Genomic DNA, 13,606 nt, shown 5'->3' with positions numbered 1-13,606 from the left:
AGGGCACCCTGATTAAGAGTCAGGTGCTCTAACCAACTGAGCTAATGGTGCATATTATTTAAATGGAGCGGGTAGCGAGAATCGAACTCGCCTATTCAGCTTGGAAGGCTGACGTTCTACCAATGAACTATACCCGCAGGTATTATAAATTTATTATTTTTTGNTTAAATCCATTGAGCCTGTCATAAATCCAATTATAGCTGCAAGTCCTATTCCACCACTTAAAACTATAATTACATTTACTCCTGCTAAAGCTGAAATAAGTATTACAAGATAAGGAACAACTTTTATTAAACTATAATCATATGCTTGTGATGAAATTTGTGCTCCTGAACCTAAAATAACATATAAAACTATTGATATTAAAGCTGCTGGAAGCACTACTTTAAAATTCATTCTAAATTTATCTCTCATATTACAACCTTGAGTTCTAGTTGCCGCTATTGTTGTATCTGAAATAATTGATAAATTATCACCAAACATAGCTCCACCAACAACTGCTCCCACTATAAGAGGCAAAGATAATGTTGTTTTCTCTGCTATTGCTGTAGCTATTGGAACTATAGCAGCTATTGTCCCCATTGAAGTACCTAATGATATTGCTATAAAACCTGATATAACAAATACTCCAGCTACAAGAACTCCTTTTGGAAGTACAGTAAGACCTAGGTTAACTGTTGATTCTACTGCTCCCATTGAACTAGCAACCTTTGCAAAAGCTCCTGCTAAAATAAATATTAAACACATTAATATAATATTACTATTTCCTGCACCTTTACAAAAATGCTCTAAACTTTTTTCAAAGCCTATTTTTCTATTCATAAATAAAGCTACTATAGCAGCTAAAAGTCCTGGAACTAATATAGATACTGCATAAAAATCATCTAAAATTAATGACATACCTAAATAAGATACTACAAAAACTATTAATGGTAATAGTGCTAACGCACTTCCTTTTTGTTTTTTCATAATTTGCATCCCCCTTCATTTAGAGACTTTCTATTATCATTTGTTTTTATCTAAAAACTCTCCGTAGTCTAATTCTTACATAAATAAAAAAAACTCCTGTTTTTAGACAGAAGTTAATACTCAAAACGCTTAGTAATCTTCTTATCTATCAGTCTTCTAATAACTGCTGGAATTAGCACCGTTCTAAATTTAGATATAATTAACCTAAATATATTGGTTGCCGGGTTTCATAGGGCCAGTCCCTCCACCACTCTGGATAAGATAATAAAAAGTTCTTAATTTAATTTTAATGATATTTTACTATTAATTTTTTTACAATACAATGCTTAACTTTCTAAATTAATATTTTTTTAACAATTGGGGTAATACTTTTTCTAAAAGTATTCCTTCCTTGGAATTATAATCATATTTGGCACTCTCAGCTATAGATAATCCAATAAATTCACTAGCTTTTTTAGCTGCTTCTTGTATATTTACTCCATTTAAAATTTCACCTATTAAAATAGAAGCAAAAAAGTCACCAGTTCCAGGATAATATTTATTAACTTTTTCTACTGATATCCTTATAAGTTTTTCTGTTTTTCTATCATAACTTATAGTATCTATATAATTACTTCCTTTTTTACTTGGGACACTTGTTATAACAACATTATCAATTCCTAAATCTGCAAGCTTTATCGCCCATATATCAACTTCCTCAAAATCAAATATATCATTATAATCTTTTCCTAATAAAAAAGCTGCTTCTGTTATATTAGGAGTTATAATATCAGCTTCTAAGATTAAATCTCTCATTGCTTCCACCATATCTACTCCTATATTACTATAAAGCTTACCTTCATCAGCCATTACAGGATCTATAACTACTAGTTTATTTCTTGATTTAAAATCTTTTATTATATCTTTTATTAATTTTACTTGTGATGCATTTGATAAATAACCTGTATAAATACAATCAAACTCTAAATTTAATTCTTTCCAATGATTCTTTGCATTATCTATAAAATTACTTAAATCAACTTGCTCTGGTTTTCCATAACCACCAGTATGAGTAGATAAGATAGCTGTTGGAAGTGGACATACTTGAACTCCCATTATAGATAAAGTAGGAATTATTGTTGTCAATGAAGCTCTTCCATAACAAGATATATCATGAATAGCCATAACTTTTTTAATTTGATACATTTTTATTCCTTCTCTCTTTTTAAATAAATTAATTATATACCTTTATTTTCCACCAATCAATTGTATGGATACAAAACAATATTAAACGAACAAAAAAAAGCAGTATATTTTACTGCTTTAATGGTACACCATCTGGGACTCGAACCCAGGGCACCCTGATTAAGAGTCAGGTGCTCTAACCAACTGAGCTAATGGTGCATATTATTTATTTTTTAAAAAATGGTACACCATCTGGGACTCGAACCCAGGGCACCCTGATTAAGAGTCAGGTGCTCTAACCAACTGAGCTAATGGTGCATATTATATTTTTTAAAAAAGTGGTACACCATCTGGGACTCGAACCCAGGGCACCCTGATTAAGAGTCAGGTGCTCTAACCAACTGAGCTAATGGTGCATATTATTTAAATGGAGCGGGTAGCGAGAATCGAACTCGCCTATTCAGCTTGGAAGGCTGACGTTCTACCAATGAACTATACCCGCAAATTGGCTGGGATAACAGGATTTGAACCTGTGAATGACGGAGTCAAAGTCCGTTGCCTTACCGCTTGGCTATACCCCAACTTATGGTGTACCTTTAGGGATTCGAACCCCAGACCCACGCCTTAGAAGGGCGTTGCTCTATCCAGCTGAGCTAAAGATACATAACTATTTTGTCGTTAGATTATTAAATTACTTGTCGTGGTGAGGTATTTTTTTGTTTCGCTCTCAACCACAAAAATTATTATATGCTATAAGAGTACAAGTGTCAACACTTTTTTTAAAAAAATTTAAATATATTATAATGATATTCACAAAGCCTGATAAATACTAGTGTTTGTCTACTTTTAAATTATATGTTATCTTAAAATAAAGATTATTTTTTTAGGAGGTTATCATTTTGTATTGCGAAATTTGTGGTAAAAAAGCTGATATACATCATATCATTCATAGAAATGAAGGCGGATTAGATTTCAATTTAAACTTCAAATATCTTTGTGCATTACATCATAGAGGATCTACTGGCCCCCATAAAAATAAATTAACTGACTTAAAATATAAATTAGAACTTCAAAATAACCTCTACTCTACCCTAACTAAAAAATATTACCCTTTAAAAGAAATAATAGATATATTAGGACTTTCAAATGGAAGTGCTAAAAAATTAAAAAATAAACTATCTATATATAAAGAGGGATATAAAAGGGAAGATATAATTTTATTTCTTATGTGTAATAAAAGATATTCTGAAGAATTTATTGAAGATTTTATTTTAAATGAACTTATAATAAAATCCGAGATACTATAAATTAAATAATAAATTAGAATTTTTCTATTTTGAAATATATTATGTATAGTTTTAATATAAATATTTTAACTATACATTTTTTTATATAATAACTAAAGTTTAAATATTAAAATAAAAAAAGCTCTCATTACTATTAAAGTAATAAGAACTTAAAGTCTCTGATGGTGCAGATGAAGGGAGTCGAACCCTTACGTCCTATGCGGACACTAGATCCTTAGTCTAGCGCGTCTGCCAATTCCGCCACATCTGCTCGATAAAATTATTATATATCAAATAAAAATAAATTTCAATACCTTTTTTGAAAAAAGTTTTCAATTAATTTATTTTTATTTAACATAAGCTAAATTTAATAATTACTTATTTCTTTTCCCAGCTTTTACTTTTTGCTTTTATTATAATATAGTAAAGAATATTTTTAACACTACTTTACTATAATTTATCTATATTATATATTAGAAATAATTTTATTATTTAAAGTAAGATATGCATTAAAATTTTAAAATATAAAAAATAGGTCTTTTTATATTTTATTATATTGACACTAATAATCTAAAGTTTTATAATTTATCTTAAATAATCAAAACGATGATGAGACGAGTAAGCTTTGATAAATCTTCAGAGAGGAAATACATTAGCTGTGAGTATTTTCAGATGGAATTAGCCGAAAACTACCTCGGAGTGACTCTAATCCAGTCCGTATTAACTGCGTTAAAGTTTTTTAAGTGGTATGGTTAATTTTTAATTATGCAAATTGGGTGGAACCACGGGAATTCGAACTCTCGTCCCTTTTCTTTAAATAGAAAAGAGACGGGGGCTTTTTTATTTTATAGATTTTTTACCCCGTAGAATAATTATATATACGAAAGGAGTTTTTTTAATGATTAAAATCACTTTAAAAGACGGTTCAATTAAAGAAGTAAAAAAAGGAAGTTCTATTCTAGACATAGCAAATGAAATTAGTGCTGGACTTGCAAGAAATGCTATGTGTGGAATGGTAAACGGAGAAGTTAAAGATTTAAGATTCGAAGTTTCAGAAGATTGTAATCTTGAAATATGCACATGGGATTCACAAGAAGGTAAGGATGCTTTCAGACATACAAGTTCTCACATTCTTGCTTATGCAGTAAAAAGATTATTCCCAGAAGCAAAACTTGCTATAGGACCTGCAATAGAAAATGGATTCTACTATGATTTTGATAAAGATGGATCATTCTCAAATGAAGATTTAGAAAAATTAGAAAAAGAAATGGCTGCTATTGTTAAGGAAAATCCAGAAATATCATACTTTGTTCTTCCAAGAGCAGAAGCTTTAGAACTTGTTAAGGATGAACCTTATAAAGTTGAGCTTATAAATGATTTACCTGAAGATGAAGTTATTTCATTCTATAAAATAGGAGATTTCACAGATCTTTGTGCTGGACCTCACTTAATGTCAGTAAAATCAATTAAAGCTATAAAATTATTAAGAGCTACAGGAGCTTACTGGAGAGGTAACGAAGATAATAAAATGCTTTCAAGAATTTACGGAACTACTTTCCCTAAAAAAGCTGAACTTGAAGCTTACTTAGAAGCTGTTGAAGAAGCAAAGAAAAGAGATCATAACAAACTTGGAAGAGAACTTGGAATATTTACAACAAATGAAGCTGTTGGTCAAGGACTTCCATTATTAATGCCTAAAGGAGCTAAGATAGTTCAAGTTCTTCAAAGATGGATTGAAGATGAAGAAGAAAAAAGAGGTTACCAAATAACAAAAACTCCTTTAATGGCTAAGAGTGACCTTTACAAGATTTCAGGACACTGGGATCACTATAAAGATGGTATGTTTGTACTTGGAGATGAAGAAAAAGATGATGAAGTATTTGCTCTAAGACCTATGACATGTCCATTCCAATATCAAATATATAATGCAACACAACACAGTTATAGAGATTTACCTGTAAGATTTGCAGAAACTTCTACTCTATTCAGAAATGAAGCTTCAGGAGAAATGCATGGACTTATCAGAGTAAGACAATTTACTTTAGCTGATGGACATATTGTATGTACACCTGAACAATTAGAAGATGAATTTAGAGAAGCTGTTGATTTAGTTCAACATGTTATGAAAACTCTTGGAATTGAAAATGATATAACTTACAGATTCTCAAAGTGGGATGCTAACGATACTCACAAGTATATCAACAACCCAGAAGCTTGGGAAACAACTCAAAACTTAATGAGAGAAATGTTAAATCACTTAAATATCGATTTTAAAGAAGCTGATGGTGAAGCTGCTTTCTACGGTCCAAAACTTGATGTTCAATTCAAGAACGTTCATGGAAAAGAAGATACAATCATCACAGTTCAAGTTGACTTTGCTTTAGCAGAAAGATTTGACATGTCATATATCGATAAGAATGGTGAAAAGAAGAGACCTTACATTGTTCACAGAAGTTCAATCGGATGTTATGAAAGAACACTTGCTATGCTTATTGAAAAATATGCAGGAGCACTTCCAACATGGATAGCACCAGTTCAAGCTAAAGTTCTTCCATTATCAGATAAATATGCTGATTATGCTGATAGCGTTGTTCAAAAACTTAGAAATAATGGTATCAGAGTTGAAGTTGACCATAGATCAGAAAAACTTGGTTATAAGATAAGAGAAGCTAGACTTGAAAGAGTTCCTTACATCTTAGTTGTTGGAGAACAAGAAGAAGCTAAGGGCGAAGTTTCAGTTAGAAGCAGAAAGAATGGAGATGAAGGTTCAATGGCCTTTGAAACATTCCTTTCAAACATCAAATCAGTTATAGATAATAAAGAAAACTAATTCTTTAAAATAAAATCTCCAAGCAGTTAAATATCTGCTTGGAGATTTTCTATTAAACTCTAACGTATCTTAAAGGTTTTTTCTGAATATTTATATATTATAAAATATGAAATTGGAATAAATAAAATTGCCACTATTATTGATATTTTAGCTATAGCATCTCCAATTGAATCATTTTGCCAAGCCATATAACATATAAGATAAACAATCCAATTAATTATTTTAAACATAGGTCCTTTTACCTTTGCATCTGTTGTATATGGTTGGAATATATAATACATAAATAAATTGAATATCGCAAAGAAACTAGCTAGGACAAAAACAGTTATAATTATTGGTACTATTAAAATTAAATCTTTCGCATGTCCCATTAATATAGTTATCCATATATATCCTAAACTTATTACACTTGCAGGAAGTAAATTTAATACTATAATTTTCTTCATTCTGATTGAGAAATTTTTTGTTATGACTCCAGCTTCCCTATAATAACCGTATCTTAATAAATAAATATCACAATTATAAAATAAAGCCTTACAAATATCTTGAGATGTAGATATAAAATACATAATTATTAATAATACTTTAGGTGAATCTAACATCATATCCCAAATTGTATTCTTTAAATTATTAGGGCTTAGATAAACAGTTATAGTTAATATACCAATAGCTGCTACTATAATATATATTCTATTTCTCAAAGCATTTCTAACTAACTTTTTATGACGATCAAAAAATATACTATTTAAATAATCATATCCTTCTTTGTTATCATATTTAGTTGTGTATATATCTGATTCTTTAATACTCTTTTCATCTATCTTAATTCCTACAGTTGCTCCCCCACTAGTCTTTTGAATAAATGAATTTAATTTTTCTATTGATTCTTTAGCTAGAATAGTATAATTTTTATATCTTAAAATATAAATAAGACTTGGAATAGCTAATAAAATAAGTACCATAAAAACTATTAACTCTAATTTAGAATTAATTAATAATATCCATTCAGCTTTTAAAGCTAAAATACCATAAGTAGGAATAAGTAATAAAAGCATATATGTTTTTATCTTATTTTTAGTTATTAATGTACTTGCTACCCCAATACATCTTGAAGCTATAAGACCTATAATTATTAATAAAGTCTTCTTTCCAAAGCCAAAAACTAATAAAAATATAGAAAAACTAATTATATCCACTAATAAGTTTCTCACAAAAGAACTTAAATAACATTTTCTTTGATCCACATGCATAAATTCAATTAACATACTTTCTCTTTTGTCTATATGATACATAGCTGAGTTAATTACAGAACCAATAATAAAACTAAGGCAAAATATTAAATATAATATCAATGTTTGCTTTGATGTATCTCCTTGTACTAAATTTAATTTATTACTAACTAAGTTTACTGGTAATAATATCATTACAAAGAAAAACAGAATATTCATAGCTAACTCAAATAACCATCTAAATATATATATAATTATAGCAATTATTTTCTTTATATTAGTTTTTTCATAAAGTGATTCTGGTATATACTTACCTATCACAGGTAATTTTCTTAAATAATAGATATATACATTTGCATTTTCTACAGCTATTATAGTCTCTCTTGCAAAAAAGCTTTTAAACATGCTCTGTCTCCTTTAATATCTCCATTATTTTATCTTCAAAATCATCCTTATGTATTTCTTCTGAATCTATTGATTCTAACTCTCCATTATTTAATATAACAATCTCATCACAAAGATCTGTTGCTAATTGTAAGATATGAGTAGAAAAAATAAGTATATGATTCTGTCTCATTTCTTTTAATAATTGTTTTATTTCATGTGCAACTACTACATCAAAAGATGTTAAAGGTTCATCTAGTAATATTACTGGTGGTTTGGTTATTAAGAAACAAAGCATCTGTATTTTATTTTTCATTCCATATGAATACCCTTTAATTAACCTATGTCTATCTTCCTTATTAATTTTGATAATATCAAAATACTCATCAATACCTTTTAAATCTTTAATTGTCTTTTTATTAATATCTATAAAAAATTTTATAAACTCATAACCTGTTAAAAAGTCTGGAAGCATTGGATTAGAATAAACAAAGCCAATCTTAGAAAAATCTAATATATTCTTCTCTTCCTCAATAAGCTTTATACTTCCACTCTCATAAGTAATTTCATTACTAATACAATTAAATAATGTAGTCTTACCAGCTCCATTCCTACCTAATAAACCATATATTTTACCTTTTTCAAAAATAAAGCTAGCATCTTTTAATACCTGTTTCTTTTCAAAGATCTTATTAATATTCTCTAAAACTAATCTCATAAATTCTCCACCCTCACCCTAATATTAATACATTTTTTCCTTATATATACATATATTAGATTTTTTATATAAGTTAGTCAATTGAATTTTAAATATATAATAATGTTTTTATTTAATTTACACTTAGTTTAAGTTTTGATTATATTCATATTGTATACTCTAAATAACAGATGAGATTACTTAACAAAGGAGGAAAATATTCATGAATCTTATAGTTGTAGCTCTTTGGGCTGGTGTTTCAGGATATTACGCTAATAAAAAAGGTTTAAATTTCATACTTTGGGCAGGAGTTGGAGCACTATTAGGAGTATATGGTTTCCTACTTTGTGTTGGATACGCTTCTTACGCAGCAGCTAAAGGTAAAACAACAACTAGTATGAATGTAAATAATTTTAATTTTGATAAGATAAAAAATATATTTAAAAAATAGATAAGTTAAATAAGCTGTTTGTGTTAACTTCACAAACAGCTTATTTTTTGTCTTTCAAAATATATTATTAATAAGTAAGATAAAATACTCTATAATTATCTAAAATAAATTTTTTAACTTGTTTATCTAAACTATCATCATTATTTATCTTATATAACTCATCTGAAAGCTTAATAGCTTTATTTACATCTTTTTTATCACCAAGTTCATTTACTCCAGTTGTATATAATTTAATTAACATTTGCAAAGTAAATTCATTATTCTTATCTTTTTTATACTCCTCTTCATAATAAGAAAGAACTTTATCATATCTATCTTCCTTCATAGATTTTAATACTTCACTTGGATAATTAATCTCTAAACTCTTAGCGTTAACTTCTGATTCTCCAATGAAATAATTATTTTTAACATCACTATTTACTCTTCTTAGATAGTATTCATTCTCTAAACTATTAGCACCTTGTTTAACAAATATTTTATAAAAATTAATTTCACTTTTACTATCTTGCTTAAATATCTCTAAAGGATTTTCAAAATTCCCATTACTATCAGATTTAAGAATAATTTTTTCTTTATTAGCTTCCATTGAATAGAACTTAAAATTCTTATTATTAAAGTCTCTTTCATCTATATTTAAATTATTATCCTTATTTCTCTCTATACTTATATATTTAGAAACAAAAAATTTCTGTGATAAATCTTCACCTCTTAGTTCTATTGCTTTTTGTCTTGGAATTAAGATTGATAATTCATAAAGCCCCTCTGGAATATTATTAAATTCAAAACTTCCATCATCTTTTAAGTAACAAAAACTCTGAATATCCTCAAATGTTTTTCTTGCCCCTAGTAAAGATGTCTTATATGCATCTTTACTAAGTATCATTAACGAACCATTCATTGGAATATTGTTAAAAGTAAACTTTCCTTTTAGATTCCCCCTAAACTCATCTGATATTAAATTACTGTTATATTTCTTAAATACAATACCATTGCTATCCTCACTACTATTTTCTAATTCAGATACTATGTTATCTACATTAATATAATCAATTTCTTTTAATATATTTTCAATCTTCAAATAATCAAATCCATCTTTATCATTACGTATTACTCTATAAGGTGCATCAGAATATTCTATAAACTTTTTATAATCTCCTTTTAATAGATAAGCATCTCGTATATATTTTTCACCATTAACTTTATTAAATGATTGTATCGCCTTATCATACTCCTGTATCTTTAAATTCATAATACCTTCTGCTAAAAATACTAAATCCTTCATCTTATTATTTTTACAATTATCTATAAGCTTAAAGGCTGAATTCATCTCACCTTTTAAATAATATAAATTAATAAGTGAATATAAATTTTCATAATACTGATCACTTTCTTCCCCTTTTTCTAAAGCTTTTTTATGATACTTTATTGCTTCATCTATATTAAACTTATCTAAATCATCTTTATAATAACCATAATTACCATAGGCATCTATAGCAAAGTATTGGTTCTTAGAATCATACTTATTTTTTGCCATTAAATAATAAGCTGAATCTTCAAATGGTGATATCTTAGGCATATTAACGTATAAATTTAAGGCTGCTTGTACACTATTACTATAAGGTAGCTTTAATGGTGATTTACTCTCACTTTGCTTATAAGCTATATTTGAAACAATAATAATACCATTGGGAATTATAACTAAAATCATAAATCCTATAATTAGTATTCTTCTTAAGACCCTCCATTTCCTATCTTCATCTTTATTCTTATTATTTAATTCCTCTTTTCTTCTAATAAAAAGATATCCTATAGCTAGAGCTATAATAACTATTATGCTTCCCCCTCCATCTAAGTCATTTACAACTCTCACTGTTAAATAAATAAGTGTAACACTAAAACCTATTAAAGCTACTATTGTACGCATTATACCTTCCGTATATCTCAAAATAAATGCTATCCACATAATAATTGAATATGTTATTAGAGGGCTATTATGAGAATAAATATTTGAATTTATCACTACTATATAAACTACTATTGTAATTAAAGAAAAAAATATTTTAAGTTTAATACTAAGATCCTTAAACTTTTTATCTTTAAACTTTTCTTGAAATCTTTTTGTTGAAGAAATAAAATTGAGCCCAGAAACTATTAAAAACATGGCCATTACAACTCTTGAGCTAGTTGAATTAAGTACAATTATAAATATTAAAATTACTACATATAACAATAAATAAAATACAGATTTTTTAAATCCTATAAACTCTCTAATATTTTTTATAAAGCTAAATTCTTTTAAAAATTTCATATAATAAATTCCTTACCTTTTTATTTTGTATTCCAAGTCATTCTCACTATTATATTTAAGTATCGTATTAATTATATTTATATAAATACCTCTATTTAAAAATTATATAAATCCCAATAAAAAAAGACTGCCTTTATAAGACAGTCCTTAATTTAATCTATTAGGTTTTTATAAAATTTAATTGCATCTTCTCTCCAATTAAAATTTATTCCCTCATCTATATTATCATTTATAAAATAGCCCCTTGGTTTATTTATCTTCAAGCCCTTTTTAATATCTCTTAGGTACTCATTCTTTAAGGTATCTTTATCATATTCTATATGCCCCAATATATAATAATCATTAAATTCACCTTTTAAAAGAAAGTCTTCTCCCTCTTGTGTTTTTGCTATCTGTTTTAGCTTATTGCATTTATCTAAATCTTCTTTTACTAAAGAAGTATGCCTTGAATGTGGTGCTTTAAAACCTCCTTCTATCCCACTTAAAATTTTATCCCCATTTAAAATTTCATGTGAGAATAATCCAAATATCTTTTCGTTCTTTAATCTCTTTCTTATAGAATAAAAATGGTTTAAAGCTACCTGTGCTCCCCAACAGATATATAAAGATTTTTCTATATTTAATTTTGTGTAATCTAAAACTTCTCTAAGTTCATCTATATAATCAACTTCATTAAATTCTAATTTTTCTAAAGGAGCTCCTGTTACTATAAGCAAATCTAAACTTTCCTTAACTTCACTAAAACTCCTATAATTATTTACTATATACTCATAAGGTATATTTTTAGGCTTATAACTATCAAGTCTAATAAATTCTACTTTTAATTCTTTTCTAGTTTCACACAATAATCTTAATATTTGAGTTTCTGTTTCACATTTTGTAGGCATTAAATTTAAGACACCAATAGTCTTAATATCTTGTTTATCCTCTACAACTTTTATATCAAAGTCTTTTGATAGAGGTAATATTCCATTTAAATTCTTAGAAAGATATATAGTCATTTTTAATCTTCTAACTTCTCAAAAGCTTGCTTAAAATCTTCTATTATATCTTCTATACATTCTATGCCTACTGAAACTCTTATTAAATCTGGTAAAACTCCTGCTGCAATTTGTTCTTCTTCACTTAATTGACTATGTGTTGTACTAGCTGGATGTAATAAAGATGTTCTTACATCTCCAAGATGAACTACAAGTGCTGTAAGTTTTAATGCTTTAGTAAATTTCTTAGCAGCTTCAACTCCACCCTTTATTCCAAAAGTTAACATTCCAGAAGCTCCTTTTGGTAATATTTCTTTTACCTTATTAAAATCTCTTTGTGTTTCAAGAAGAGGATAACTTACCCAAGAAACTTTATCATGGTTTTGAAGATATCTAGCAAGACTTAAAGCATTATAGCTATGTCTTTCCATTCTAAGATGTAATGTTTCTAATCCAAGATTAGTTAAAAAAGCATTTTGTGGACTTTGTGCACAACCAAGATCTCTAAGAAGAGTTACTCTAAGTTTTGTAATATATGCAGCCTCATTAAATGTATCTACATATCTAAGACCATGATAACTAGGATCTGGATCAACTAAATTTGAAAATCTTCCATTCTCCCAATCAAAATTACCTCCATCTACTATAATTCCACCAAGTGCAGTAGCATGTCCATCTGAATATTTAGAAGTTGAATGAACCACTATATTTGCTCCAAGTTCAAATGGTCTACAAAGATATGGTGTTGCTATAGTATTATCTACAACTAAAGGAACTCCTGCTTCTTTTGCTATTTCAGCAAAATGAGGTATGTCTAAAACATTAAGCCCTGGATTACCTATTGTTTCTCCATAAATTAATTTAGTATTTTCATCTACATATTTTAAAAGTTCACTCTTTGATATATCTGGACTTACAAATCTTGTTTCTATCCCAAAATTCTTAAGATTTATATTAAATAAATTAAATGTTCCTCCATATAAAGTAGATGTAGAAATTATATTATCTCCTGCTTTGCAAAGATTAAGTACTGCAAGTAAAATTGCTGACTGACCTGAAGAAACAGCAACAGCGCCAACTCCTCCTTCAAGCTCTGTAAACTTATTTTCAAGTGCTGATACAGTAGGATTACTTATTCTAGTATATAAATGTCCCTCCTCTTTTAAATTAAAAAGATTTGCTAGTGTATCTGGATCATCATATTTATATGTCGTACTTTGACATATTGGAAGAACTCTTGGTTCTCCTGCTTTTGGAGAATATCCTCCTTGTACACAAACTGTTCCTCTATTATAATTTTTACTCATA

10 protein-coding genes, 8 tRNA genes, 1 riboswitch and 1 other annotated feature are annotated in these 13,606 nt (G+C 27.9%); of the genes, 3 read left to right on the top strand and 15 right to left on the bottom strand.

Annotated elements, in window-relative coordinates:
• Positions 1-63 precede the first annotated feature (63 nt).
• The 9 genes from BN8917_RS04990 to BN8917_RS04950 form a co-directional block, all read right to left on the bottom strand.
• Positions 64-137, bottom strand: a tRNA-Gly gene (locus tag BN8917_RS04990).
• Positions 138-153: 16 nt separating this feature from the next.
• Complete coding sequence (locus tag BN8917_RS04985; protein ID WP_084748489.1) at positions 154-969, bottom strand: Na+/H+ antiporter NhaC family protein; 816 nt, start codon at positions 967-969, stop codon at positions 154-156.
• A 138-nt stretch (positions 970-1,107) separates the two neighbouring features.
• Positions 1,108-1,232, bottom strand: a riboswitch (SAM riboswitch).
• 76 nt (positions 1,233-1,308) lie between these two features.
• On the bottom strand, positions 1,309-2,154 hold the full coding sequence (locus BN8917_RS04980) for a pyridoxamine kinase (protein WP_066871462.1): 846 nt from the start codon (positions 2,152-2,154) through the stop codon (positions 1,309-1,311).
• A 121-nt stretch (positions 2,155-2,275) separates the two neighbouring features.
• Positions 2,276-2,352: transfer RNA gene (locus BN8917_RS04975), tRNA-Lys, on the bottom strand.
• A gap of 22 nt (positions 2,353-2,374) precedes the next feature.
• Positions 2,375-2,451: transfer RNA gene (locus tag BN8917_RS04970), tRNA-Lys, on the bottom strand.
• Between the two features lie 21 nt (positions 2,452-2,472).
• Positions 2,473-2,549: transfer RNA gene (locus BN8917_RS04965), tRNA-Lys, on the bottom strand.
• A 12-nt stretch (positions 2,550-2,561) separates the two neighbouring features.
• Positions 2,562-2,635 (bottom strand) — tRNA-Gly (locus BN8917_RS04960).
• 4 nt (positions 2,636-2,639) lie between these two features.
• Positions 2,640-2,714: transfer RNA gene (locus BN8917_RS04955), tRNA-Gln, on the bottom strand.
• Positions 2,715-2,719: 5 nt separating this feature from the next.
• Positions 2,720-2,796, bottom strand: a tRNA-Arg gene (locus tag BN8917_RS04950).
• 230 nt (positions 2,797-3,026) lie between these two features.
• Between BN8917_RS04950 and BN8917_RS04945 the strand changes: the two genes are divergently transcribed.
• Positions 3,027-3,440, top strand: a complete 414-nt coding sequence (locus BN8917_RS04945; RefSeq protein ID WP_096030711.1) for an HNH endonuclease signature motif containing protein — start codon at positions 3,027-3,029, stop codon at positions 3,438-3,440.
• Positions 3,441-3,602: 162 nt separating this feature from the next.
• Here BN8917_RS04945 and BN8917_RS04940 read toward each other — a convergent pair.
• A tRNA-Leu gene (locus BN8917_RS04940) sits at positions 3,603-3,690 on the bottom strand.
• Positions 3,691-4,016: 326 nt separating this feature from the next.
• Positions 4,017-4,230 (top strand) — a binding site (T-box leader).
• Positions 4,231-4,317: 87 nt separating this feature from the next.
• Between BN8917_RS04940 and thrS the strand changes: the two genes are divergently transcribed.
• Positions 4,318-6,249, top strand: a complete 1,932-nt coding sequence (gene thrS / locus BN8917_RS04935) for a threonine--tRNA ligase (protein WP_066871456.1) — start codon at positions 4,318-4,320, stop codon at positions 6,247-6,249.
• A 59-nt stretch (positions 6,250-6,308) separates the two neighbouring features.
• Here thrS and BN8917_RS04930 read toward each other — a convergent pair whose 3' ends face one another.
• Together BN8917_RS04930 and BN8917_RS04925 are read right to left on the bottom strand one after the other, a co-directional pair.
• Complete coding sequence (locus BN8917_RS04930; protein ID WP_066871452.1) at positions 6,309-7,883, bottom strand: hypothetical protein; 1,575 nt, start codon at positions 7,881-7,883, stop codon at positions 6,309-6,311.
• Positions 7,876-8,580, bottom strand: coding sequence for an ABC transporter ATP-binding protein (locus BN8917_RS04925; protein ID WP_066871450.1), 705 nt, complete (start codon positions 8,578-8,580; stop codon positions 7,876-7,878). Before BN8917_RS04925 ends, BN8917_RS04930 begins: the two co-directional genes overlap by 8 nt.
• Positions 8,581-8,782: 202 nt before the next feature.
• Between BN8917_RS04925 and BN8917_RS04920 the strand changes: the two genes are divergently transcribed.
• Complete coding sequence (locus BN8917_RS04920) at positions 8,783-9,010, top strand: hypothetical protein (RefSeq protein ID WP_066871447.1); 228 nt, start codon at positions 8,783-8,785, stop codon at positions 9,008-9,010.
• Between the two features lie 67 nt (positions 9,011-9,077).
• On the opposite strand, the gene BN8917_RS04915 is transcribed toward BN8917_RS04920, so the two are convergent.
• The 3 genes from BN8917_RS04915 to BN8917_RS04905 form a co-directional block, all read right to left on the bottom strand.
• Positions 9,078-11,318: a tetratricopeptide repeat protein gene (locus BN8917_RS04915; RefSeq protein WP_066871445.1), complete on the bottom strand. Its 2,241-nt coding sequence runs from the start codon at positions 11,316-11,318 to the stop codon at positions 9,078-9,080.
• 152 nt (positions 11,319-11,470) lie between these two features.
• A complete protein-coding gene (locus BN8917_RS04910; RefSeq protein ID WP_066871442.1) occupies positions 11,471-12,319 on the bottom strand; it encodes a homoserine O-acetyltransferase/O-succinyltransferase family protein in 849 nt (282 codons plus the stop codon).
• A 2-nt stretch (positions 12,320-12,321) separates the two neighbouring features.
• A complete protein-coding gene (locus tag BN8917_RS04905; protein ID WP_066871439.1) occupies positions 12,322-13,605 on the bottom strand; it encodes an O-acetylhomoserine aminocarboxypropyltransferase/cysteine synthase family protein in 1,284 nt (427 codons plus the stop codon).
• Position 13,606: the final 1 nt, after the last annotated feature.

Origin of the sequence: Clostridium mediterraneense (assembly GCF_900091705.1) — a bacterium.
GTDB lineage: Bacteria > Bacillota > Clostridia > Clostridiales > Clostridiaceae > Sarcina > Sarcina mediterraneense.
This window is presented reverse-complemented; position numbering and strand designations above follow the sequence as displayed.

Bases quoted from the DNA above. Each gene is read 5' to 3' on its own strand.
- BN8917_RS04980 (WP_066871462.1), bottom strand. From the start codon at position 2,154: ATGTATCAAATTAAAAAAGTTATGGCTATTCATGATATATCTTGTTAT.
- thrS (WP_066871456.1), top strand. From the start codon at position 4,318: ATGATTAAAATCACTTTAAAAGACGGTTCAATTAAAGAAGTAAAAAAA.
- BN8917_RS04930 (WP_066871452.1), bottom strand. From the start codon at position 7,883: ATGTTTAAAAGCTTTTTTGCAAGAGAGACTATAATAGCTGTAGAAAAT.
- BN8917_RS04925 (WP_066871450.1), bottom strand. From the start codon at position 8,580: ATGAGATTAGTTTTAGAGAATATTAATAAGATCTTTGAAAAGAAACAG.
- BN8917_RS04920 (WP_066871447.1), top strand. From the start codon at position 8,783: ATGAATCTTATAGTTGTAGCTCTTTGGGCTGGTGTTTCAGGATATTAC.
- BN8917_RS04915 (WP_066871445.1), bottom strand. From the start codon at position 11,318: ATGAAATTTTTAAAAGAATTTAGCTTTATAAAAAATATTAGAGAGTTT.
- BN8917_RS04910 (WP_066871442.1), bottom strand. From the start codon at position 12,319: ATGACTATATATCTTTCTAAGAATTTAAATGGAATATTACCTCTATCA.
- BN8917_RS04905 (WP_066871439.1), bottom strand. From the start codon at position 13,605: ATGAGTAAAAATTATAATAGAGGAACAGTTTGTGTACAAGGAGGATAT.